At 70.9% G+C, this 19,921-nt stretch carries 20 protein-coding genes and 1 tRNA gene; 10 read left to right on the top strand and 11 right to left on the bottom strand.

Annotated features, from left to right (window positions below; genetic code table 11):
• Nucleotides 1-197: 197 nt before the first annotated feature.
• Nucleotides 198-1,190, bottom strand: coding sequence for a M56 family metallopeptidase (locus AB0M76_RS05725; RefSeq protein WP_365951693.1), 993 nt, complete (start codon nucleotides 1,188-1,190; stop codon nucleotides 198-200).
• Nucleotides 1,187-1,558, bottom strand: coding sequence for a BlaI/MecI/CopY family transcriptional regulator (locus AB0M76_RS05720; RefSeq protein ID WP_365951692.1), 372 nt, complete (start codon nucleotides 1,556-1,558; stop codon nucleotides 1,187-1,189). The genes AB0M76_RS05725 and AB0M76_RS05720 overlap by 4 nt, the downstream gene beginning before the upstream one ends.
• A 251-nt stretch (nucleotides 1,559-1,809) precedes the next feature.
• On the opposite strand from AB0M76_RS05720, the gene AB0M76_RS05715 reads away from it, so the two are divergent.
• A complete protein-coding gene (locus AB0M76_RS05715) occupies nucleotides 1,810-2,283 on the top strand; it encodes a hypothetical protein (protein WP_365951691.1) in 474 nt (157 codons plus the stop codon).
• Nucleotides 2,284-2,298: 15 nt separating this feature from the next.
• On the opposite strand, the gene AB0M76_RS05710 is transcribed toward AB0M76_RS05715, so the two are convergent.
• The 4 genes from AB0M76_RS05710 to AB0M76_RS05695 are packed head-to-tail and all read right to left on the bottom strand — an operon-like array spanning nucleotide 2,299 to nucleotide 7,224.
• A complete protein-coding gene (locus AB0M76_RS05710; RefSeq protein ID WP_365951690.1) occupies nucleotides 2,299-3,801 on the bottom strand; it encodes an ATP-binding cassette domain-containing protein in 1,503 nt (500 codons plus the stop codon).
• On the bottom strand, nucleotides 3,798-4,622 hold the full coding sequence (locus AB0M76_RS05705) for an ABC transporter permease (RefSeq protein WP_365951921.1): 825 nt from the start codon (nucleotides 4,620-4,622) through the stop codon (nucleotides 3,798-3,800). Before AB0M76_RS05705 ends, AB0M76_RS05710 begins: the two co-directional genes overlap by 4 nt.
• 41 nt (nucleotides 4,623-4,663) lie before the next feature.
• Nucleotides 4,664-5,668 (bottom strand): ABC transporter permease, encoded by a 1,005-nt coding sequence (locus AB0M76_RS05700; protein ID WP_365951689.1) that lies wholly within the window; start codon nucleotides 5,666-5,668, stop codon nucleotides 4,664-4,666.
• Nucleotides 5,665-7,224 carry an ABC transporter substrate-binding protein gene (locus AB0M76_RS05695; protein ID WP_365951688.1) on the bottom strand — a complete coding sequence of 520 codons (1,560 nt, stop codon included), beginning with the start codon at nucleotides 7,222-7,224 and terminating at the stop codon, nucleotides 5,665-5,667. The genes AB0M76_RS05700 and AB0M76_RS05695 overlap by 4 nt, the downstream gene beginning before the upstream one ends.
• A gap of 348 nt (nucleotides 7,225-7,572) precedes the next feature.
• Between AB0M76_RS05695 and AB0M76_RS05690 the strand changes: the two genes are divergently transcribed.
• The 7 genes from AB0M76_RS05690 (at nucleotide 7,573) to AB0M76_RS05660 (ending at nucleotide 15,460) form a co-directional block, all read left to right on the top strand.
• A complete protein-coding gene (locus AB0M76_RS05690) occupies nucleotides 7,573-8,598 on the top strand; it encodes a TauD/TfdA family dioxygenase (RefSeq protein WP_365951687.1) in 1,026 nt (341 codons plus the stop codon).
• 31 nt (nucleotides 8,599-8,629) lie between these two features.
• Nucleotides 8,630-9,643, top strand: a complete 1,014-nt coding sequence (locus AB0M76_RS05685; protein ID WP_365951686.1) for an ornithine cyclodeaminase family protein — start codon at nucleotides 8,630-8,632, stop codon at nucleotides 9,641-9,643.
• On the top strand, nucleotides 9,634-11,004 hold the full coding sequence (locus AB0M76_RS05680) for a Y4yA family PLP-dependent enzyme (RefSeq protein ID WP_365951685.1): 1,371 nt from the start codon (nucleotides 9,634-9,636) through the stop codon (nucleotides 11,002-11,004). Before AB0M76_RS05685 ends, AB0M76_RS05680 begins: the two co-directional genes overlap by 10 nt.
• Before the next feature lie 59 nt (nucleotides 11,005-11,063).
• Complete coding sequence (locus AB0M76_RS05675; protein WP_365951684.1) at nucleotides 11,064-12,092, top strand: cysteine synthase family protein; 1,029 nt, start codon at nucleotides 11,064-11,066, stop codon at nucleotides 12,090-12,092.
• 4 nt (nucleotides 12,093-12,096) lie between these two features.
• Entirely contained in the window at nucleotides 12,097-13,488 is a 1,392-nt protein-coding gene (locus AB0M76_RS05670; protein WP_365951683.1) for an MATE family efflux transporter, read from the top strand.
• A 119-nt stretch (nucleotides 13,489-13,607) separates the two neighbouring features.
• Complete coding sequence (locus AB0M76_RS05665) at nucleotides 13,608-14,207, top strand: hypothetical protein (RefSeq protein ID WP_365951682.1); 600 nt, start codon at nucleotides 13,608-13,610, stop codon at nucleotides 14,205-14,207.
• Between the two features lie 188 nt (nucleotides 14,208-14,395).
• Nucleotides 14,396-15,460, top strand: a complete 1,065-nt coding sequence (locus tag AB0M76_RS05660; RefSeq protein ID WP_365951681.1) for a hypothetical protein — start codon at nucleotides 14,396-14,398, stop codon at nucleotides 15,458-15,460.
• A gap of 457 nt (nucleotides 15,461-15,917) precedes the next feature.
• Here AB0M76_RS05660 and AB0M76_RS05655 read toward each other — a convergent pair.
• Nucleotides 15,918-15,994: transfer RNA gene (locus AB0M76_RS05655), tRNA-Pro, on the bottom strand.
• Nucleotides 15,995-16,142: 148 nt separating this feature from the next.
• On the opposite strand from AB0M76_RS05655, the gene AB0M76_RS05650 reads away from it, so the two are divergent.
• Nucleotides 16,143-16,844 (top strand): transketolase, encoded by a 702-nt coding sequence (locus AB0M76_RS05650; RefSeq protein ID WP_365951680.1) that lies wholly within the window; start codon nucleotides 16,143-16,145, stop codon nucleotides 16,842-16,844.
• A gap of 12 nt (nucleotides 16,845-16,856) precedes the next feature.
• Nucleotides 16,857-17,759: a transketolase gene (locus AB0M76_RS05645; protein ID WP_365951679.1), complete on the top strand. Its 903-nt coding sequence runs from the start codon at nucleotides 16,857-16,859 to the stop codon at nucleotides 17,757-17,759.
• Nucleotides 17,760-17,766: 7 nt separating this feature from the next.
• Here the strand turns inward: AB0M76_RS05645 and AB0M76_RS05640 are convergent, their stop codons facing one another.
• The 4 genes from AB0M76_RS05640 to AB0M76_RS05625 form a co-directional block, all read right to left on the bottom strand.
• The gene (locus tag AB0M76_RS05640) at nucleotides 17,767-18,123 is read right to left on the bottom strand and encodes an MmcQ/YjbR family DNA-binding protein (RefSeq protein WP_365951678.1); all 357 of its coding nucleotides are present in this window, start codon (nucleotides 18,121-18,123) and stop codon (nucleotides 17,767-17,769) included.
• 142 nt (nucleotides 18,124-18,265) lie between these two features.
• Entirely contained in the window at nucleotides 18,266-18,817 is a 552-nt protein-coding gene (locus AB0M76_RS05635) for a GAF domain-containing protein (RefSeq protein WP_365951677.1), read from the bottom strand.
• Nucleotides 18,814-19,530, bottom strand: a complete 717-nt coding sequence (locus tag AB0M76_RS05630) for an ATP/GTP-binding protein (protein WP_365951676.1) — start codon at nucleotides 19,528-19,530, stop codon at nucleotides 18,814-18,816. Before AB0M76_RS05630 ends, AB0M76_RS05635 begins: the two co-directional genes overlap by 4 nt.
• A complete protein-coding gene (locus AB0M76_RS05625; RefSeq protein ID WP_365951920.1) occupies nucleotides 19,508-19,897 on the bottom strand; it encodes a DUF742 domain-containing protein in 390 nt (129 codons plus the stop codon). The genes AB0M76_RS05630 and AB0M76_RS05625 overlap by 23 nt, the downstream gene beginning before the upstream one ends.
• Nucleotides 19,898-19,921: the final 24 nt, after the last annotated feature.

The raw sequence follows: 19,921 nt of genomic DNA, 5'->3' as shown, positions 1-19,921 counted from the left end.
TCGGCGCGCCGCATCTACCAGCGCGGCCAAGGCCGGTGAGTCGTTCGACAGCTGACGGAACCGCCGGTGGGTGAAGCCCGCTACCGCCACGGCCTCCGGCCAAGTCGCTCCTCGGCTGAGCGTCACTTCGAGGGCGCCCACGGGGACCCGGCCGCCGCGGAGTCTACTCACATGTAGACACTTAGGGAAGGCCGCCCTTAGTGGATTTCGTCCGCAGAGCAGCGGATACAGGGGGGCCGAGGGGCCCCTTGCAAGTCGGCGGGGTGCTCGCCCTGGGCGATTTCGACACCGCGGTGCAACCAGATGGCCCCACCCAGAGAGCAGGTGCCGGCCGTGGTGCACACCAGGGCCATGGCCAGCAGTGCGGGGACGATCCGCCGGGCGGGCGCCTGGATGAGGAGGGCCTTCACCCGAGCGGGCACTGGTCCGGTGACAGCACCCGCAGCGAGCATGGACCCCCCGAGCCGCTCGCCGCCACGAGTGGCGGCGAGTGCCGCGCGTCCCACGGCCTGTGCGGTAAGCCTCCGACTGCCGGTGGCGCGGGCGGCGGACTCGTCCGCCGCGCGTTCGGCGGCGAACGACACCTGAGGGATGACGGCGGCAAGCGCCGGGTGGCACCATCCGGCGACCTGGGCGGCGGCGAGGAAGAGGTGGTGGCGGGCGGCGAGGTGGGCCCGTTCGTGGGCCAGGAGCACCTCACGCTCCTTCGGGTCGAGAGAGCGCAGCATCCCGCTGGTCACCACGATCCGGCCCGGACCCAGCAGGCCGGGCAGTGCGTAGGCGTCCGGGCAGGGGTCTTCCAGGACGCACAACCCTCCAGCGTGTGGAAGGTGGGCGACTTCGCCGTGGGCGACACGCAGGCGCCTCACCTCGGACAGCCCGCGCCGGACCACGGTGACGCCGGTGACCGCGACGATCCCGGCGGACAGCACGGAGACGCCCAGCGCCAAAAGCGCCGGACCGGCCTGCAGCGGCTGGATCAGGTGCACGAGGGCGGCCAGGGGCGGGATCGCCAGAGCGAGGGGCAGCAGCAGGACACCCAGGCATGCCACGACCCCGACGGCGAGCGCCCCGGCGGCGGCGGTGATCGTCCACAGCGCGACCTCGGGCCTCACCCGGCCGGCCGTCCGCCGGGCGAGCGGCGGCAGGACCCAGGGCAGGAGGAGGGGGACGAGCAGCAGGGCGATCATCGACCGCCTCCCTCCAGCAGCCGCCTGAGCTCCGCCTCGTCGTCAGGGCTGAGCCCGTCGACGAAACGGGCCAGGACGACACTGCGGTCACCGTCCTGATCGAGCTCGCGGTGCATCCGGCGAGCGGTGAGGCCGTGCGCATCCTCCACCGGAAAATACAGGAAGCCCCGCCCGCCCGGATTGCGGTCGATGACACCCTTCTCGTGCAGTCTGGCGAGCAGCGTGGCGACCGTGGTCCGGGCCAGCGGCTGCGGTATCGCCGCCCTGATCTGCGCCGCCGACTGCGGCTTCCCCGCCGCCCACAATGCCGCCAGAACACTGGACTCCAGCTCGCCCGCCGGCCGACGTTCGCTCGCGCTGTCCGTCATGACACCTTCCTCTCACGGAGATCGTCTACAGCGAGGCAGACCGACTACTGTTCTGTAGACAAAGAGTAGGTGGACCGCATCTGATGCGGTCCGGCAGCCTCGTCCCTGCGGCGGTAAGTCCACCCCGGCCACCATTATCGACGGGGCCGCGCCGATGCCCGCAGCACAGCTCGCCGTGGCGGCAAGCCCGACCGGACCCGCGCCGTGACGTACTCTCCTGCGGAGCCAGACCGACTGAGGAAGGAGTGGCGGTGCGGATCATCATCGAGGACATTCCAGATGACCTCGGCAGCGAAATTGCCCTCGGCGTCCTCGCGCTCGTCGGCCGCCACGCCCCTCTTGGGCCAAGCACCGACGGCGCCAGCGTGCTCGTGGAGAGCGACTGGACTCCGGAGCGCGCCGCCCACCTGATTCGCGACCTGCCTGTCCGCGCCGTCAACGTCGTGCGTCACGTCGTCGAGGGCTCCGGCTGGGCCGGGGTCGAGACGCTACGCGGCCCGAACGGCGAGGATGCCTGGAAGGGCCTCAACACCACGCTCGCGAGCGCCGTTGCCCGAGGTTCCAGGCGCGGACTCTGGCCGGCCGGCATCCGATTCCCGCTGACCCCGACTGCTCACCCTGACGAAGACCGACGCATCCGCGGCTACGCCATGCCCGGCGACGTCGTCGCCGTGTTCGCCGAGGCGCTGAAAACCGTGGCTGAAGAGACCATCCCGCATCCCTGAGCCCGAGGCCGGCTCTCACGCGCCGGGGACGAGCTCGGCGGTGACCCCGCGGGCGGTGAGCCGGCCGGTCTCCAGGAGGTGCACGGTGTCGGTGTAGGCAGCGATCAGGTGGAGCTCGTGGGAGACCATCACCACGGTCAGACCGCGTTCGGTGCGCAGACGGGCCAGCAGTTCCATGACGGTGACGGCGGTCTCGGGGTCGAGGGCGGACGTGATCTCGTCGCAGAGCAGGTAGCCGGGATCGGTGGCGAGGGCTCGGGCGATGGAGACGCGCTGGCGCTGGCCGCCGGAGAGTTCGCCGGGGTATCGGGCGGCGAAGTCGGCCGGGAGTTCAACCTGCTCCAGGAGCTCGCCGGCCTTGCCCGCGATCTGCGGCCGTGGCAGCCCGCTGTGCAGGCGCAGGGGTCTGGCGAGGGCGGCGCCGACGGTACGGGAGGGGTTCAGGGCATCGAGGGGGTTCTGCGGCACGAGTTGGATCCGACGATGGTCCTCGCGCCGGCGCTTGCGGGCGGTGAAGGCGAGCGGGTGACCGTCCAGAGTGAGGCTGCCGGAGTCCGCGGTGTGCAGTCCCGCCAGGACTCGGAGCAGGGTGGTCTTGCCGGAGCCCGAGGGCCCGACGATTCCGGTGGCGGTGCCGGGAGCTGCGGCGAAGTCGACCGAGTCGAGAGCCTGCTGGCGCCCGGCGCGGTGGCTGAAGGCGACGCGGATGCCCTGCGCGCGCAGCCCTTCCCCATCCGCCTGGGAAACCGGTGACTTGGGACCGGCGTCGGGTGCGGCAGCCCGCTGGGACGGTAGGTGTACGGGCTGTGGTGCGGTGAGGCGTACGACGTGATCGGCACAGGCCTCGACGAGTTCGGGGTCATGGCAGGCCATGACGACGGCCAGGCCCCTGCTCGCGGCCAGGTCGCGGAGCAGTTCGGCGATCTCGTCGCGCAGCGCGGAGTCGAGTCCGGCGGTGGGCTCGTCCAGGAGGAGGATCTCGGGGGTGCGGGCCAAGGCCCGGGCAAGGGCCACGCGGCGCTGCTGGCCGCCGGATATCGCCGTGGGGCGTCGGTCGGGCAGGCCGTCGTCGACCGGGAGGCGGCACTCGCGCAGGAGCCCGAGCACGGCTTCGTCGCTCGGGTCGCCGGCGGTCTCGGCGACGATGCCGCGGATCTTCATCCGGGGGTTGAGGGCGGAGCCGGGATCCTGGCCGACGTAGGCGATGCGGTTGCGGCGCAGCAGACGCAGATCTGCAGGGCCGAGGTCGCTCGGGCTGTGGCCCAGGACGTCGAGGGTGCCGGCGGTGATGGCCGCCCCGTCGGGAAGGTGGCCGATCAGTGCGCGGAGCAGGGTGGTCTTGCCTGATCCGGAGGGGCCGGTGAGGGCGGTGATCTGTCCGGCGCGAACGGTCAGTGAGGCCGGGTGCAGCAGTACCGGGCCGTCGGGGATACGGATTTCGAGACCGGTGGCCGAGGCCACGGGGGTGGCCGTGGTCGGGGTGGACGGGTGTTCCGTTGCGGGTGCGGTGTCGCTCACGAGGTGGTCACCGCCTTGAGTGCGGAGCGGGAGGCGAGGGAGGCGGAGACAAGGTTGAAGCTGATCGCCAGGACGGCGATGGCCAGGCTTGGGGCGAGCACGGCCCAGGGGTTGAGGAGGATGCCCGGGGCGTTCTCACGGATCATCAGGGCCCAGTCGGCTGCCGGGGGCTGGGGTCCGATCTGGAGGAAGCCCGCCATGGAGATGACGTACACGGCTTCGACGAACCGGAGCCCGAACAGGGCGAGGACGGTGCCCCGCAGGTTCGGCAGCAGTTCACGCAGGGCGATGTAGGCGGTCCGCTCGCCGCGGGCGGTGGCGGCTTCGACGTAGCCGGCCGATGCGAGTGGGGCGGCGGCGGAGGCGACGATGCGGATGGCGTACGGGGTGCCGAGGACGACGGCCGCGGCGATGACGGCCCAGCGTCCGCCGCCGGGCCAGGCCAGGGCAATGAGCATGATCCCGAGGACGGGCGGAAGCAGGATGAAGACGTCGGCGGTCCGCTCGATGGCGCGGCCGAGCGCCGGGCGCAGGACGGCAGCGCAGCCGACCACGGTGGCGAGGGCGGTGACGACGAAGGCGATGAACAGGGCGCCCGCGATCAGTGCGGTGCCACCGTGCAGCAGTCGGCTCAGCACGTCCCGGCCGAGCTGGTCGCCACCGAGCAACGCCCCGTCTCCGGCGGCCGCGTAGGGCGCGGTGACGGGGGTGTCGATGGGGTGTGCGGCGAGCCAGGGGCCGGTCAGGGCCAGGATGACGAGGAGCAGGCCGGGGACGACTCGGAGCAGGGTCCGGGAACGGGTCCGGGTCCGGCCTGGGATGGCGTGGGAGGCCGTGTCGGGGAAAGCTGTTTCGGCGGCACTCACGGGCGTCCTCCCAGGGTACGGGCGCGTATCAGGTCGGCGGCCAGGAGGACGAGGCTGATGGCGGCGCCGGCGCAGACGACCACTCCGGCGATGAGAGGGGTGTCGCGGCTGCTGACGGCGGCGGCCATGACGGAGCCGATGCCCGGGTAGTTGAAGAGGGTTTCCACGACGACGGCGCCGCCGAGCAGCATGCCGGTGGAGGTGGCGATACCGGTGGCGATGGCCGGTATCGCCCCGGGCAGGGCGTGGCGGAGCACGACCCGGTGGACGGGCAGCCCGTCGAGATGGGCGGCTTCGACGTGGGGGGTGCGGGCCTGGTCGGCGAGGGCGCCGCGGACTATGCGGGTGTTCCATCCGGTCTGCGGGATGACCAGGGCCAGGACCGGCATGATCAGCATGGTCCAGTCGGCGAGTGAGCCGTCGGCGCCGGTGAGGGTGACGGCGGGAAGCCAGCCGGTCCACAGGGACAGTACGAGCAGCAGTCCGACCGAGACGACGAACTCCGGTACGGCGAAAGCCGCGGTGGAGGTGTGGCCGATGATCCGGTCGGCGAGCCGGCCGGGGCGGGTCGCGGCCCAGCAGCCCAGGGCGAGGGAGGCGACGACGGTGAGGGCGAAGGCGGTCCCGCCGAGGATGAGCGTGTTGGGGAGGGGGTCGGCGACGAGGTCGGTGACCTTCTGGCCGCGCGCGCTGGTGCCGAGGTCTCCGGTGGGCAGGGCGGTCATCCAGTCGGCGAACCGTTCCCAGACCGGGCGGTCGAGGCCGAGCAGGTGACGGCGTGCGGCGACGTCGGCAGCGCTGTCGCCGCGTTCCGAGCTGGCGCTCGCGGCGTCGCCGGGGAGCAGTTCGACGGCGGCGAACACCGCGGCGAGCAGGATGACGAGCATGAGAGCCCGGCGGGCCACGGCGGCCGCGAGGCGCAGGAGTACGCGGCGCGGCGCGGTGGCCGCCCCCGTCGTGCCGGGGGCGGCCACCGCGGGCTCCTGGGCCGTGCGGCTCAAGCCAGCCACGCGTTCTCGAGCTGGACGCGGCCGTAACCGGGCAGCGTGGGCAGGCCCTTGACCTTGGCGACGGCGAGGTCGATGCCGTCGGCCATGCCCCACAGCAGGTAGCCGGAACGCTCGTACTGAATCTGCTGCACCTCCTTGAGGGCCGCCGCGCGCTCCTTCTCGTCCGCGGTGCCGATCGCCTTGCGGTAGGCGGCGTCGAACGCCGGGTCGGCCCAGCCGGCCTCGTTCTGTCCGGCCTCGCCGGCCATCGTCTTGGAGGCGAAGAAGATGACCGAGTCGTTGGTGCCCCAGTAGGTGGTGTAGAAGTCGCCGGTCTTCCAGGTCTTGTCCCAGAAGGCGCCGGACTCCTGCTTGACGACCTCGACCTTGATGCCGGCCTCCCGCGCCTGGTTCGCGAACAGGGTCGCGGACTCGGCGATTCCGGAGATGTCCTCGGTGGTCACCAGCGAGTAGGTCTTGGACAGATCGAAGTTCGCCTCGGCGAGCAGCTTCTTGGCCTTCTCCAGGTCCCGCTTGCGCTGGGGGATGTCCTTGGCGAAGGCGGGGTCGCCGGTGCCCAGGATGTCGTTGGCGACGGTGCCGTAGCCGGAGAGGACCTGCTTGACCATCGCGTCGCGGTCGACGACCAGGCGCATCGCCTCGCGGACGCGCGGGTCGGCGAAGGGGCTGCCGGCGGCCGTGCGCATGACGATGGGCATCGCCATGTCGTTGGGACGGCGCAGGACCTGGATGTCCTTGCGGGTCTCGGCGGTACGGGCAGCGACGGCGCCGACGTTGGAGGCGACGTCGATCTGCCCGGCGAGGAGGGCGTTGGCCATGGCCTGCGGGGTCTCGAACATCGTGACCTCGATGGCATCGAGGTGCACGGTGCCGCCGTACCACTTGTCGTTCTTGACGAGGCGGGCGTTGCCGCCCCGGTACCAGTCGAGCTTGAACGGGCCGGTGCCGGCGGCCTTGTCGAGGGCGTTGTCGGGGGTGTCCTTCTTCATCACGAAGGTGGCGAGCCGCGTCAGGAGCGGGAAGTCCGCGTTGGCGTAGTCCGAGACGATGACGACAGTGTCGGTGCCCTCGGCGGTGATGCTCTCCGCGCCCTTGACCCCCGGCAGGCGGGAGGCGCCTGAGGGGGTGCCCCGCAGGCGGCGCAGCGACCAGACGACGTCCTCGGCGGTGACCGGCGTGCCGTCGTGGAAGGCAGCACCCTTGGCGATCTTGAACTTCCAGGTCTTCAGGTCGGCCGAAGGCTCCCACGAAGTGGCCAGGCGGGGCACCGTGTTGGTCTTCGCACCCGGCATGGCGAGGGTGTCGAAGACGAGGGCGATGACCAGGTAGTCGCTCTCGTTGGCCTGGGTGCCGTGGGGGTCGCGGGTGATGGCTCCGGCGCGGCCGAGCGCGCCGATGCGCAGCGTTCCGCCGTCCTTCGGCTTGCCGTCTCCCTGAGGGGCCTTGTCCGTCTTGGTGTCGCCGCTTCCCGAGGAGCAGGCGGCGACCAGGGCCCCTGCGCCTATCGCTCCGCCGGCCCACAGCACTTGGCGCCTGTTGAAGTTCACGTACGTCCTCGTTCCACTGAAACTACGGGGTGGCAGGGACACCGGACATGCGCATCCGGCTCTCTCCATCGTCCGGATCAGGCCAGGCACGCCGTGGTGCTTAGGGTTGCCTATCCTAATGACAACCATTACCGCAAGTTGCCGACCAGGATGGGACACATGTCCGAATCCCGCTCCTCAATGACTCGAGAGTAAGGTTTGCCTTACCTAATTTCGGTGTTACGGTTCGAGTCGTTCGCCGGTTCCGCAGATACATGACGGGACTCCAACAGCCCGTCGCATCTTGCCAGTTACGCACTCCCGCCGCCCCGACCGACGGAGACCGTACCTCAGAACCGGGATCCCCCCATGCCATCCGACGAAACGGATCTCTTCGCCATGAGCACGGCTGCCGCACCCGTCCGCCAGCTCGACACCCACACCGTGGGTGAACTCCGCCAGGCGGCCAAGAAAATCCTCGCCGAGTTCGGTACTTCCGCCACAAGTCCCCAGCTCCTGGCCCGTGTTGCCGAGACAGCCGCAACCCTGAGCCAGACGCTGCGCGAGCACTGCCGCCCCGTCGACACCGCGGACGGCCTGTTCATCCTGCGCGGCCTTGAGGTCGACGACGAGGCCATCGGGACCACTCCGTCCAGCTGGGCCACCGCCGGCGACAGCGGCGCGGTCCACGACATCGTCCTGCTCCTCCTCTCCACGGTGATGGGCAACCCCATCGCCTGGGAGGGTCAGCAGGACGGGCGCTTCGTACACAACATCGTCCCCTCGCCCGGCCACGAGACCGAACAGACCGGCGCCAGCAGCACCGTGCTTCTCAGCCCGCACACCGAGGACGCCTTCCACCCCGGCCGCGCCCACCTCCTGATGCTCGGCTGCATGCGCAACCACGACGACATCGCTACCACCGCCGCCAGCATCCGCAAGACCCGTCTGGCCGACGAGGACATCGACCTGCTCACCCAGCCGGTCCTGCCGATCCTCCCCGACGACGCCTACGAAGAGGCCCAGGGCTTCACCGACCAGGCCCCGCCCGCAGTTCCGGCGCTGTTCGCGACCGAGGACGGCATGACCCTGCGCTACGACCCCGCCTACACCCCTCTCGGCGAGGCGGACGATGCGTATCGGGGCGCGTACGGACGCCTCTCGGACGAACTGGCCCGCGTCTCCGTCGCCGTCAGCCTCAGCCCGGGCGACATCCTCATCGTCGACAACGACCTCGTCGTCCACGGCCGCGTCCCCTTCCAGGCCCGCTACGACGGCAGCGACCGCTGGCTCAAGCGCGCCTCCATCCGTATCCCCGGCCGCCGCACCCGCCCCGAGGCCGAGGCGAGCGAGCACGGCTACGGCCAGAGCGCCCTCGAAGCGCACGCGAGCTGACCACCCGCCCCGCACCCGGAGGAAGACCACCATGACCGACACCGCGTCCGCCCACATACCCGGCGACGACAAGCACCTGCGCATCCTGTCCACCACCGACCTCGCCGGGATCGACATCTCCCTGGCCGACGTGGTGGCCACTGTGGAAGGGGCCTACCGAACCCTCCAGGCCGGCCGGTCCGACAACCCCCGGAAGCTGACCGTCAAGCCGCAGGACGGACACTCGGTCTCCTACGCGATGCTCGGCCGCGACGGCTCCCGCGAGGTCGTCGCGATCAAGACCTCCTACAAGCACGGCCTCGACAAGGGCCGCGAGGAGCAGCACTACTACACCTCGCTGACGATCTACGACGACGTCACCGGCCTGCCGGTCGCGATGATGGACTGCTCCCGCATCGGCTCCCTGCGCACCCCGGCCGTATCCGCCCTGCTCGCCCGCGAGTTGGCCGTGCCCGGAGCCCGTACCGCGCTGGTCATCGGCACCGGAACCCAGGGCCGGCTCGCGCTGCCGTTCCTCCTCACCACCCTCCCGGACCTCGACCGCCTCCTGCTCTCCGGCACACACCCGGAGGGCATCGCCGCGGTCCGCGAGCAGCTGCGCACCCACTTCCCCGACCGGGATGTGGAGCTCGTCACCGACCTGCGGGCCGCCGCTGCGGACGCCGATGTCATCGTCGCCACCGCCGGCGGCCACACGCCGGCTGCCGTGGAGGCCTCCTGGCTCAAGGCGGGCGCGCTGTCGATCCTCGTCGGCCACGGGCTGGCACCCTCAACCCTCCACGAGGCGGACCGCGTCATCGCCACCAGCGAGGCGCAGATGAACGTGACCGGTACGGACATGGCGGACGCCGAGGGCAAACTCCCGGCCGTCGACGCCGAGTTCCCGCCCGTCCTCGCGGGAGTGGGCAGCGGCCGTACCGGCGCCGACGAGCGGATCTTCGCCTACAACAGCGGCCTCGTCGTCACCGACATCGCGCTCGGCCACCGCTTCGCCCAGCTCGCCCTCGCACAGGGCCTGGGCACCGAGGTCGCGCTGTGGCAGTGAGCAGCCGTCCCCTGCCCACCCTGCCGGTGCTGGCCGATCCCGCCGCCGAGCAGGTCCTGGCCAGTGGGCTGCTTCCCGAACTGGCCTACGCCTTCGGCGGTCCCTTCCACTTCCTGCTGCCCGACGCCTTCGACACCAACCTGCGCGCCATGCAGGACACGCTGGCCTCGTCCGGGGTCGACGGCTTCGTGTACTTCGCGAAGAAGGCCAACAAGGCCGCCGTCTTCGTCGAACGCGCCGCCGCAGCCGGTGCGGGAGTGGACGTCGCCTCCGTCGCCGAGCTGCGCGAGGCCCTCGGCCACGGCGTACGGGGCGAGCACCTCGTCGTCACCGGCCCCGCCAAGGACCCGGCCTTGCTGCACCTGGCCGTCCAGCACGGCGCCTTGGTCGCCGTCGACGCCCTCGACGAACTCGACGCCCTCGCCACCAACGCCCTGACCGGCCGCGTCCGGCCGGCCCGGATCCTGCTGCGGGTCCTGCCGCCCGCCCAGCCCCACAGCCGCTTCGGCCTCTCCGCAACCGAGCTGGCCACAGCCCTGGACCGGTGCGTCCAGGCCGGGGACGCCGTACGCATGGAAGGGTTCTCCTTCCACCTGTCCGGCTATGCCCTTCAGCCGCGCGCCGACCTCGCCGCCCACCTCGTGGACCTCTGCCTGGGGGCCCGCGTCCAGGGCCTGGAGGCGAGCCGGATCAGCATCGGCGGCGGGCTGCCCATCAGCTACAGCGACGCCGACAGCTGGCACAGCTTCCTCGCCGAACAGAACAGCGGCCACTACCACGCGGACAAGACGTTCCACACCGGCGACTTCTACCCGTACCACTCCCCCGTGGCCGGAGCCGAGGCCCTCGCCGCCCTCCTGGCCACCCGGCCCGAGGGCCACGAACAGCCCCTCGCGGCGCTCCTCCAGGACGCCGGCGTCACCCTCCTCCTGGAGCCCGGCCGGGCTCTGCTCCACCAGGCCGGCGCCACGGTCTTCCGTATCCAGGGGGTCAAGGACCGTGACGGCTACCAGATCCTCACCGTGGACGGCACGAGCCTGAGCCTGTCCGAGCAGTGGTTCAACAGCGAGTACCTGCCCGACCCCATCCTCCTCCCACAGGACCCGGCCGGTCCGGTGGGCACGTTCCCGGCGAGCGTCGGCGCGGCCACCTGCCTGGAGTCGGACATGCTCACCTGGCGGAAGATCCCGCTGCGGAAGCGGCCCCGTACCGGAGACCTGCTGGTCTATCCGAACACGGCCGGCTACCAGATGGACTCCAACGAGTCCCCGTTCCACGACCTGGCCCTGCCGCCCAAGGTCGTCATCGACCAGACCGACCGGCCCCGCCCCCGCTGGCGGCTGGACCGGCACTTCACCTGACGCGCAGCGCGCCCGCCCGCCCGCAGTCTGCCGCCTCCCACGACCTTCTGGAGTTACCGATGCCCGGAGCCCTTCAGCGTCCCGCCGTGGTCTCCCGCGTATCCGATCTCATCGGCTACACCCCCCTCCTCGAACTCGCCTCCACCGAGACCGGCAGCCGTCTGCTGCTGAAGCTGGAGATGTTCAACCCCACCGGCACCGCAAAGATCCGTATGGCCCGGGCCATGATCGATGAGGCCGAGGCCGCCGGCGAGCTGCGCGAAGGCGGCCGGATCATCGAGTCGACCTCCGGAAACACCGGCCTCGGCCTGGCGGTCATCGCCGCCGAACGCGGCTACACCTTCACCGCCGTCGTCGACAACCACGCCTGCGTCGACAAGCTCCGCGGCATGAAGGCGCTCGGCACCGAGCTCGTCTACGTCGTCGACGACGGCGCCGCAGAACTCGCCACGGCCGCTCGCGAGGAACTCGCCGAGGACATGGCCCGCGGCCAGGACAACACCATCTTCACCGAGCAGCACAACAACCCCGCCAACGGTGTCGGCTACTTCCCCGTCGCCCACGAACTCCACGAGGCCCTCGCCGGGAAGATCGACGTCCTCATCGGCGCGGTCGGCACGGGCGGCGCCCTCTGCGGGACCGGCCGGGAGCTGACCAAGCTGATGTCCGGCTTCACCGTCATAGGCGTCGAGCCCAAGGGTTCCATCGCCTTCGGTGGCCCCGCCCACGACTACTACCAGTCCGGTACCGGCACCCCCGAAGGCGCGGAGATCGGCGCCCTCGTCGACTTCGACCTCCTCGACGAAGGCGTCAAGGTCGGCGACGTCGAAGCATTCGCCACCTGCCGCGCCGTCGCCCGTACCGGGCTCCTCATCGGCGGCTCCGCCGGCGGGGTCGTCTACGAGGCCCTTACCCGCCTGGCCGCCCTGCCCCCGGGCACGACTATGGTCGCCCTCATCAACGACGGCGGCGAAAAGTACATGGACACCGTCTTCAACGACGACTGGATGCAGGACCGCGATCTCCTCAACGCCGAAGCCGAGCGGGAAATCGACGAACTGCTCACCAAACTCCGCGGGAACCGATAAACCCATGCTGACAACCCTCCTCCGCGACAGCCGCGCCCTCGGCGTCCTCGCGGTGCCCTTGATCCTCACCCAGCTCGCCCAGGTGGCACTGACCACCACCGACACGGTGATGATGGGTCTCCTCGGCACCACCGAGCTGGCAGCCGGCGGTCTCGCCATCGTCATCTTCAACCAGCTCCGCACCATGGGCGTCGGCCTGGTCACCTCCGTCGGCAACCAGATAGCCGCCGCGGCGGCCAGAGCCGAGAAGGACGGGGACCACTCGGAGGAGTCACAGCAAGAGGTCCGCTCCATAGTCCGGGCGAGCCTGGCCGTCGCCACGCTCGCCGGCATCGCCGGTGCCCTCCTGATGATCCTCATCGGACAGGCCCTCACCTGGCTCGGCCAGGACGCGGAAGTCGTCGACCTCACCCGGACCATGCTCTACGCGCTCGCTCCCGGCCTGCTGCCCTGCCTGTGGTTCCAGTCCGTACGCCAGTTCACCGTCGGCATGCGCCGCCCCCAGGCCCTTCTCCAGATCACCATCGCCTCCGTCGCGGTCAACGCCGGTCTCAACTGGATCCTCATCCACGGCACCTTCGGCCTGCCGCGCCTCGGCCTCACCGGCGTCGGCATCGCGACCTCCACCGTGTACCTCCTGTCCTTCCTCGCCCTCTACCTCTCGGCGAAGAAGGACAAGGAACTCGCCCCGCTGCTGACCCTGGACATCACCAAGGCCGACGCGGCCACCGTCAAGCGCCTCATCGGCCTCGGCATCCCCATCGCCGCCACCTACGGTTCCGAGGCCGGATTCTTCTCCATCACCGCCCTGATGGCAGGCTCCTTCGGCCCCGACGCGCTCGCCGCCCACACCGCGGTCAACCAGCTCGTCTACATCGTCTTCCAGGTCGCCGTCGGCCTCTCCCACGCGGCCTCGATCAACGTCAGCCGCGAACTCGCCCTCGGCAACCACGAAGACGCCCGGCGCCTGAAGAACACCGCCCTGACGTGTGCCGCGGCCGTCATGGCCGTCGTCGGGGTTCTCTACCTGGCGATCCCCAAACTGGTCCTGGCGCCCTTCCTCGACTCCGGCTCCGACCAAGCCCTCACCATCGCCACGCACCTCCTGATCGTCACTGCCTTCCTGCAGTTCTTCGACTGCGCCCAGAACATCGGCGTCGGACTCCTGCGCGGCCTCGACGACACCAAGAGCGGCTTCCGCATCACCCTCGTCGGCTACTGGGCCGTTGGCCTCCCCGCCTCCTGGCTCCTCGCCTACGCCCTGAACCTCGACACCCTGGGCATCTGGCTCGGCCTCCTCACCGGCCTCGCCACCACCGCTGTCCTCCTCCTGCGCCGCTACTCCCGCTCGCTGACCGAGCACGCCCGCACACACGCGACACCGGCCGTTGCCTGACCACGTCCGCCTTCCGCGCGCCGCGCGGGTCCAACTTCGGGACCGGCCTGTCCACAGGCCGGTCCCGCCTGCACAATGACCTCGACGACCAAGGAAAGTCGGCAGGAGGCACGCGGAAGGTGAAGAACGAAGAACCTGACGCGCCAGGCCGCCGCCCAGACTGGGCGGCCCGCCTGGTTTCCCGCCTCGAAAGCCGCGACGACATCGACCGGACACTGCATGTAGTGGTCCATGGCGAGCAAGACCTGAGCGCGGAGGTCAACATACGCCGCGCCCAAGCCGTCCATGCGGCTGCGATGGGCCTCGGCCCGGCAGGCTGCGCCGCCGCCGCAGACATCTCGGAAGCGATGCTCTCCAGCTGGCGCTCGCAGGACCCGGCCTTCGACGCCGCCATCTCGTCCGCAACGGCCATGGCGGCTACGCACCACGTTGCCCCGCCAGGCAAACTCAACGGAACGGGTCTGGACCTCCTGCTCCAATCCCTTGTACGCGGAACCTTCATCGGAACCGCCGCGTCCGCCGTCAACCTCAGGCGCGAGCAGCTCCGGCGCCTGAGAATGGGCAATCCGGCGATCGACGACCTGGTCACCGAGGCCCTCACTCGAGGGCACGCCCGCCGAAAGCCCAAGGGTCGCAAGCGCCCGTACAACTACCGTCTGGTGAGAACGGACGTACCAGCAATTCACAGCCCGAGCGAGGCAGACAAGAAGGTGCCATAGGCATGCTGCCCCTGGACAGACTCGCCCACGACCAGGGAGCCTCGGGGGCCCGCCACGATCGCCGCAGCTGAAAGCGCCACCGCCGACTTCGAGGACCGCTTTCACGGTGTCGTGCGGGGTGCGGGGAGGGTGAGTCGGGTGGCAGGGGAGGCGGCCGGGAGTGCGATGGGGCCGGCGCCGTCGTGGTCGTGCTCGACACTCTGGGTGCCGTACTGGCTCTGGCAGTGCCGGGAGCCGCCTACGCCAACACCGTGAGCGTGACCGTGAAGACTCCTGGAGCCACCAGCGGGCCCGCCTCCGCCAACTCCGAGATATCGACGCACGCGGACTGTGCCGTGGGCCTCATCTCCGGCGGCGGGATCAACCAGGCCATCGGCACCGGCGCGTCGGTGAACGGCAACCACGTCAACGGCACCGCGCCCAGCTCCGACGGCACCAGCGAATACACCGGCTCCACCGGCGTCGTCGGCACCGACGTGACGCACTGGCTCGGCATCGGCGGGAGCGGGGGCCAGGTCAACGCCTCCTTCTCCACCGCCCCCTACGCGGTGTGCTTCACCAGCAACCTGGTCAACCACACCCAGGTGGTCATGAACAAGATCGCCGGACCCTCCAGCGGGCTGTCACACCGCCTCGTGACAGCGACCTGCCCGGCCGGCACGGCCCTGATCGGAGGCGGCGCCCGGACCACCCCGGCCAGCGTCGGAAGCCTCAAGCCGATCGCCAGCTTCCCCACCTTCAACGACGCCCAGCACCACTACGGCCAGATCGCTGCGGACGACGGCGAGAGGAACCCCGACTCCTGGACGGCGGTCGGGGGGATCGGCGGCGGACGCGGCGAAGACAACATGACGTACACCTACGCAATCTGCAGCGGGGACGGCATCAACCTCCAGCACGTGGCCACGACGGTCCGCTTCACCGAGGTGAGCGGCCCGAACACCGCCTCCACGGGACAGAAGGTGACGACAGGCTGCACCCGCGAGGACGGTCAGCTGGTCAGCGGGGGCGCCGCCATCAGCGGATGGCAACGTCACCACAACCGACTTCTCCAAGGCGACTTCGGGCGGCCCCCACCTCAACGGCAGCTTCCCCAGCGACGCCACAGGCACCCCGGTCGGCAACGGGAGCTCCGCCCCGGCGTACTGGACGGCCGCCACCCACAGCGGGGGTTCGCCCTCCCAGGGCAGCTACTCCGACGTCTGGGCGCTGTGCCTGGACGTGCGACAGGGGCACGATCAGTAGCGTCTTGAAGCCATCGGACGCCCTCTGGGAATGGCCCTGAACGACTACGGCCCGGTGGAACCTCTGCCTTCGATTCATCTGTCGGCGATCCGACAAGCGGGACGGCCGGGCAGCTGCGGCTCTGCCTACGGCGCCGGCAGCAAGGTAGCGGGATCCGAGCCCTGGTCGTGAGCCCAGCCGCCGGCGGCAGGGACGGAGTGGCCATCGTCACCTACTGACCGGATCGGCGCATGCCTACACCCCGACCGCGTGGGTGAGTCAAGTCCCCGGGGCCCATCTGACGGGTCCCGGGGACTTGCTCCGCCTGCCCTCGTCTCACGGTCCGTGGGGAGCCGGGCTCACGGGGTACGAGCGGCGCGTCATCGCTGCCGAGCCGAACTGCCCACCGCGACCACCGTGGCTCCGGACGCACGAAAGGCCGTCCTCTCAAAATTGAGAGAACGGCCTCCGACCTGCGTAAAACGCTGGTCGGGACGACAGGATTTGAACCTGCGACCCCTTGACCCCCAGTCAAGTGCGCTACCAAGCTGCGCCACGTCCCGATGCCCGCTGACCTGGGGTTTCCCCTGGTTGAACGCGCAGGAGAACAATACCGCACTTCGCGGGGTGGTCGCGCGCAGCTTTCTCGGGGCCGGGGAGTACGGAGGAGGCGCTTGACCTCAACATGACTTGAGGTTGCACGATCGGTGCATGACACAGACAACCGCGGACACGGCGTTCCGCTACGGGGATCTGAGCCGGCTCATGGCGCTCATGACCGGGGCCGAGAAGCACGGGCCCGCCGCCACCTCCACCCTCGACGTGCTCTGGGTGCTCTACGACCGGGTGCTGCGCGTCGGGCCGGCGAGCGCCGAGGAGCCCGGGCGGGACCGGTTCCTGCTCTCCAAGGGGCATGGGCCGATGGCGTACTACGCCGTACTCGCCGCCAAGGGGTTCTTCCCGGTGGACTGGCTGAGCGGCTTCGGTTCGTACGGGTCCCCCCTCGGGCACCACCCGGACCGCACCCTGATCCCCGGAGTGGAGATCGGCAGCGGCTCGCTCGGGCACGGGCTACCGCTCGCCGTCGGCAGTGCCCTCGGGCTGCAGGCGCAGGGGCTGGACGAGCCGGCGGTGTGGGTGCTGATCGGGGACGCCGAGCTGGACGAGGGCAGCAATCACGAGGCCCTCGCGTACGCCGGCGCGGCCGGGCTGGAGCAGCTGCACACCGTGGTGATCGACAACGACTCCGCGACCCACGGCTGGCACGGCGGGATCGCCTCCCGCTTCGAGGCGGCCGGCTGGTCGGCGGTAACCGTCGACGGCCGGGACCACGCGGCGCTGCACGCCGCCTTCACCACACCGCATCCGGGCCGGCCGCACGCCGTCATCGCCCGTGTCGAGAAGAAGCAGTAGGACAGGGGAAACATGGACACCATGCGGGAGCGGTTCGTCTCCGTCACATCGCGCGCGCTCGACGAGGATCCTCGGCTTGCGCTCGTGCTCGCCGAGATCACCATGGACGGGTTCCGGCCCGCCCGGCAGCGCCACCCGGAGCGGGTGATCAACGTCGGGATCAGGGAGCAGCTGCTCGTCGGAGTCGGCGGCGGGCTGGCCCTCACCGGGCTGCGGCCGATCATGCACACCTTCGCCAGCTTCCTGGTGGAGCGGCCGTTCGAGCAGGTCAAGCTGGACTTCGGGCACCAGGGCACCGGCGGGGTCCTGGTCAGCGCGAGCGCCAGCTACGACTGGCCGGCCGGCGGGTTCACCCACATGGCGCCGGGTGACGTGGCCCTGATGGACACCCTCGACGGCTGGACGGTCCACGTGCCGGGGCACCCGGACGAGGCCGAGGCGCTGTTGCGCCACGCGTATGCCGCCGGGGACGACAAGGTGTACGTCCGGCTCTCCCAGCAGTCGAACGCCGCCCCGCGCCCGGTGGACGGCCTGCGCTTTCGGACCGTACGGGAGGGCAGCTCAGGGGCCGGTGTCGTCGTCGCGGTCGGCCCGCTGCTGGACAACGTCCTCGCCGCGACGGCGGGGCTGGACGCGACCGTCCTGTACGCCACCACCGTGCGGCCCTTCGACGACGCGGCTCTGCGTGAGGCCGTCGGCCGCGCCACGACCGACGTCGTGCTCGTCGAGCCGTACCTGGCCGGCACCTCCACCGCGGCCGCGGCCCAAGCCCTGTCGGAGGTTCCGCACCGAGTCCTCGGCCTCGGCGTCGGGCGCGCCGAGCTCCGCCGTTACGGCACGCTCGAGGAGCACACCGCCGCGCACGGTCTGGACCCGCACTCCCTCCGCGAGCGGATCAGCGCCTTCCTCCGGTGAGCTGCACTCAGTGCCCCGGCAGTTCCGGATGGGCCGCGGCCAGGCGCTTGGGGGCCGCCTGGAGCCACGAGTCGACCAGGATCGCGCGCAGCTCGGCGGCGCCCTCCAGCGCCGCCAGGCGGACGCGGAGCCAGGCGTAGTTGTCGTCGTGGCCCTCCCGGAGGAAGAACTTGTCCGGCTCGGCGGCGATCAGCTCCGCACGGTCCTCCTTCGGGCACCTTACCCCGATCGAGGCGTCGTCCTCGCCGGGGGCGGCGAATATCTTCCCGCCCACCCGGAACGTGGGCATGCCCCAGGCGAGTTTCTCGCTGCTGTCGGGGAGCGACAGCGCGGTCGTACGGACGTCCTCGGCGGTCACGGCCATCCCGCGACTCCTCTCCGGCCACCGGTCGGGCTTCGGGCTGATGTCGTCGACCGTAGCGCCCGGCACTGACAGCCGCCCCGGGGCAGCGGTCCCTGCGTACGCCCTCGGGCAGCGGTCCCTGCGTACGCCCTCGGCCCGCCCCTCAGCCCGCCCGCAGGCCGTCCTCGCGTGCGTGGATGATCTCCAGCAGCTCTGCGGCCAGGGATTTGGCGGTCGCCAGACCCGCCGTCCCCCACCTGCGCGGCTCCAGGTCCACGACGCACACGGTGCCCAGGACGATCCCCTGCCGGTCGGTCAGCGGCGCCCCCAGGTACGAGCGCACCCCACTCTCGTCCACCACCGCATTGCCGGCGAACCGCGCGAAGTCCCGTACGTCCTCCAGCGCCAGCGCCCGGCGCCGCACCACCACATGCGGGCAGTACCCGTGGTCCCGGGGCAGTGCCCGCGCCGGGTACCCGCTCGCCGGGGCGTCCGGAGCGTGGTGCAGACCGGCGAAGAACTGCCGTTCCTCGCCGATGAAGTTGACCCCCGCGTACGGAGCCTCCAGTACGTCGGCGATCTGCCGGGCGAAGGCGTCGAGCTCCGTGTCCGCCCGTTCCCCCAGGCCCAGTTCGCGCAGCCGGACGGTGCGTGCGGGCGCCTCCCGGTCCACCGGCGTGAGCAGCAGGTGTCCGGTCGATTCGTAGTACGTCATCGCGGGTTCCCCCCATCCCAAGACTTCGCTGAAGTCACTGAAGTCGCTGAAATCGCTGAAATCGGTGCGTTCACCGAGCTCGCCGAGTTCTCTGCGTTCGCTGAAATCGCTGACCTCGCCGACCTGTCCGTCGCCGCGGTGAAGAGCAGGTGGTGGACCAGCGCGGCCAGGGTCCCGGTCCCGGAGCTCGTCAGCCGCGCGTCGCACCGCACGACGGGCACCTCGGGCCCGAGCCCCACCGCCTCGCGGACCTCGCCGGCGGTGTAGCGGTGGCCTTCGTCGAACTCGTTGACGGCGACGATGAACCCGATGCCGCGCCGCTCGAAGAAGTCCACGGCCGGGAAGCAGTCGGCGAGCCGGCGGGTGTCCGCGAGCACCACCGCGCCAAGCGCGCCCGCGCACAGCTCCTCCCACAGGAACCAGAAGCGCTGCTGCCCCGGCGTGCCGAAGAGGTACAGGACGTGCCGTTCGTCCAGGGTGAGCCGGCCGAAGTCGAGCGCGACGGTCGTCGACGTCTTCGCCTCGACCTCGTCGAGCGGGTCGGGGCCCTCGCTCAGCCCGCTGAGCAGCTCCTCCGTGCACAGCGGCTCGATCTCGCTCACCGCGCCCACGAAGGTCGTCTTGCCCGCCCCGAAACCGCCCGCGACAAGGATCTTCAGCGTCGCGGGCAGGACGGCGGCGGGGCGGGTGTCACAGTCGTCGGCGTAGGCCATCGAGCACCGCCCGGAGCAGATTCTGGTCGTCGGCGGCGAGGTACCCGCCGCCCGGGAACCGCGGCGCCTGCGCCGTGACGGCCCCGTATTCCATCAGGTCGGACAGCAGCACCTTCACCACCACCGCCGGCAGCCGCAGCTGTCCGGCCACCTCGGCGACGGTGACGACCGCGGAGCCCGCGCACAGGCGCAGCGCGAGCGTGTGCTCCGTGCCGAGGGGGCCGCGCGGGCGCACCCCCGTCGCGGTCACCAGGGACAGCAGGTCGAGTGCGACGGCGGACCGGGTCCGCCCGCCGCTGGCCGTGTACGGGCGCATCACCCGGCCCGCCGAGTCGTCGAGCCAGGGCGTGTCGCGCGGGACCCCCATGCCGTACGTGGCGCGGGCGGCGCG

This window comes from Streptomyces sp. NPDC051364 (assembly GCF_040682115.1).
Lineage (GTDB): Bacteria > Actinomycetota > Actinomycetes > Streptomycetales > Streptomycetaceae > Streptomyces.
This window is presented reverse-complemented; position numbering and strand designations above follow the sequence as displayed.

Coding starts and splice junctions, on each gene's coding strand:
- AB0M76_RS05690 (WP_365951687.1), top strand. CDS start 7,573: ATGCCATCCGACGAAACGGATCTCTTCGCCATGAGCACGGCTGCCGCA.
- AB0M76_RS05720 (WP_365951692.1), bottom strand. CDS start 1,558: ATGACGGACAGCGCGAGCGAACGTCGGCCGGCGGGCGAGCTGGAGTCC.
- AB0M76_RS05650 (WP_365951680.1), top strand. CDS start 16,143: ATGACACAGACAACCGCGGACACGGCGTTCCGCTACGGGGATCTGAGC.
- AB0M76_RS05625 (WP_365951920.1), bottom strand. CDS start 19,897: ATGGGGGTCCCGCGCGACACGCCCTGGCTCGACGACTCGGCGGGCCGG.
- AB0M76_RS05725 (WP_365951693.1), bottom strand. CDS start 1,190: ATGATCGCCCTGCTGCTCGTCCCCCTCCTCCTGCCCTGGGTCCTGCCG.
- AB0M76_RS05675 (WP_365951684.1), top strand. CDS start 11,064: ATGCCCGGAGCCCTTCAGCGTCCCGCCGTGGTCTCCCGCGTATCCGAT.
- AB0M76_RS05670 (WP_365951683.1), top strand. CDS start 12,097: ATGCTGACAACCCTCCTCCGCGACAGCCGCGCCCTCGGCGTCCTCGCG.
- AB0M76_RS05635 (WP_365951677.1), bottom strand. CDS start 18,817: ATGACGTACTACGAATCGACCGGACACCTGCTGCTCACGCCGGTGGAC.
- AB0M76_RS05685 (WP_365951686.1), top strand. CDS start 8,630: ATGACCGACACCGCGTCCGCCCACATACCCGGCGACGACAAGCACCTG.
- AB0M76_RS05640 (WP_365951678.1), bottom strand. CDS start 18,123: ATGGCCGTGACCGCCGAGGACGTCCGTACGACCGCGCTGTCGCTCCCC.
- AB0M76_RS05645 (WP_365951679.1), top strand. CDS start 16,857: ATGGACACCATGCGGGAGCGGTTCGTCTCCGTCACATCGCGCGCGCTC.
- AB0M76_RS05630 (WP_365951676.1), bottom strand. CDS start 19,530: ATGGCCTACGCCGACGACTGTGACACCCGCCCCGCCGCCGTCCTGCCC.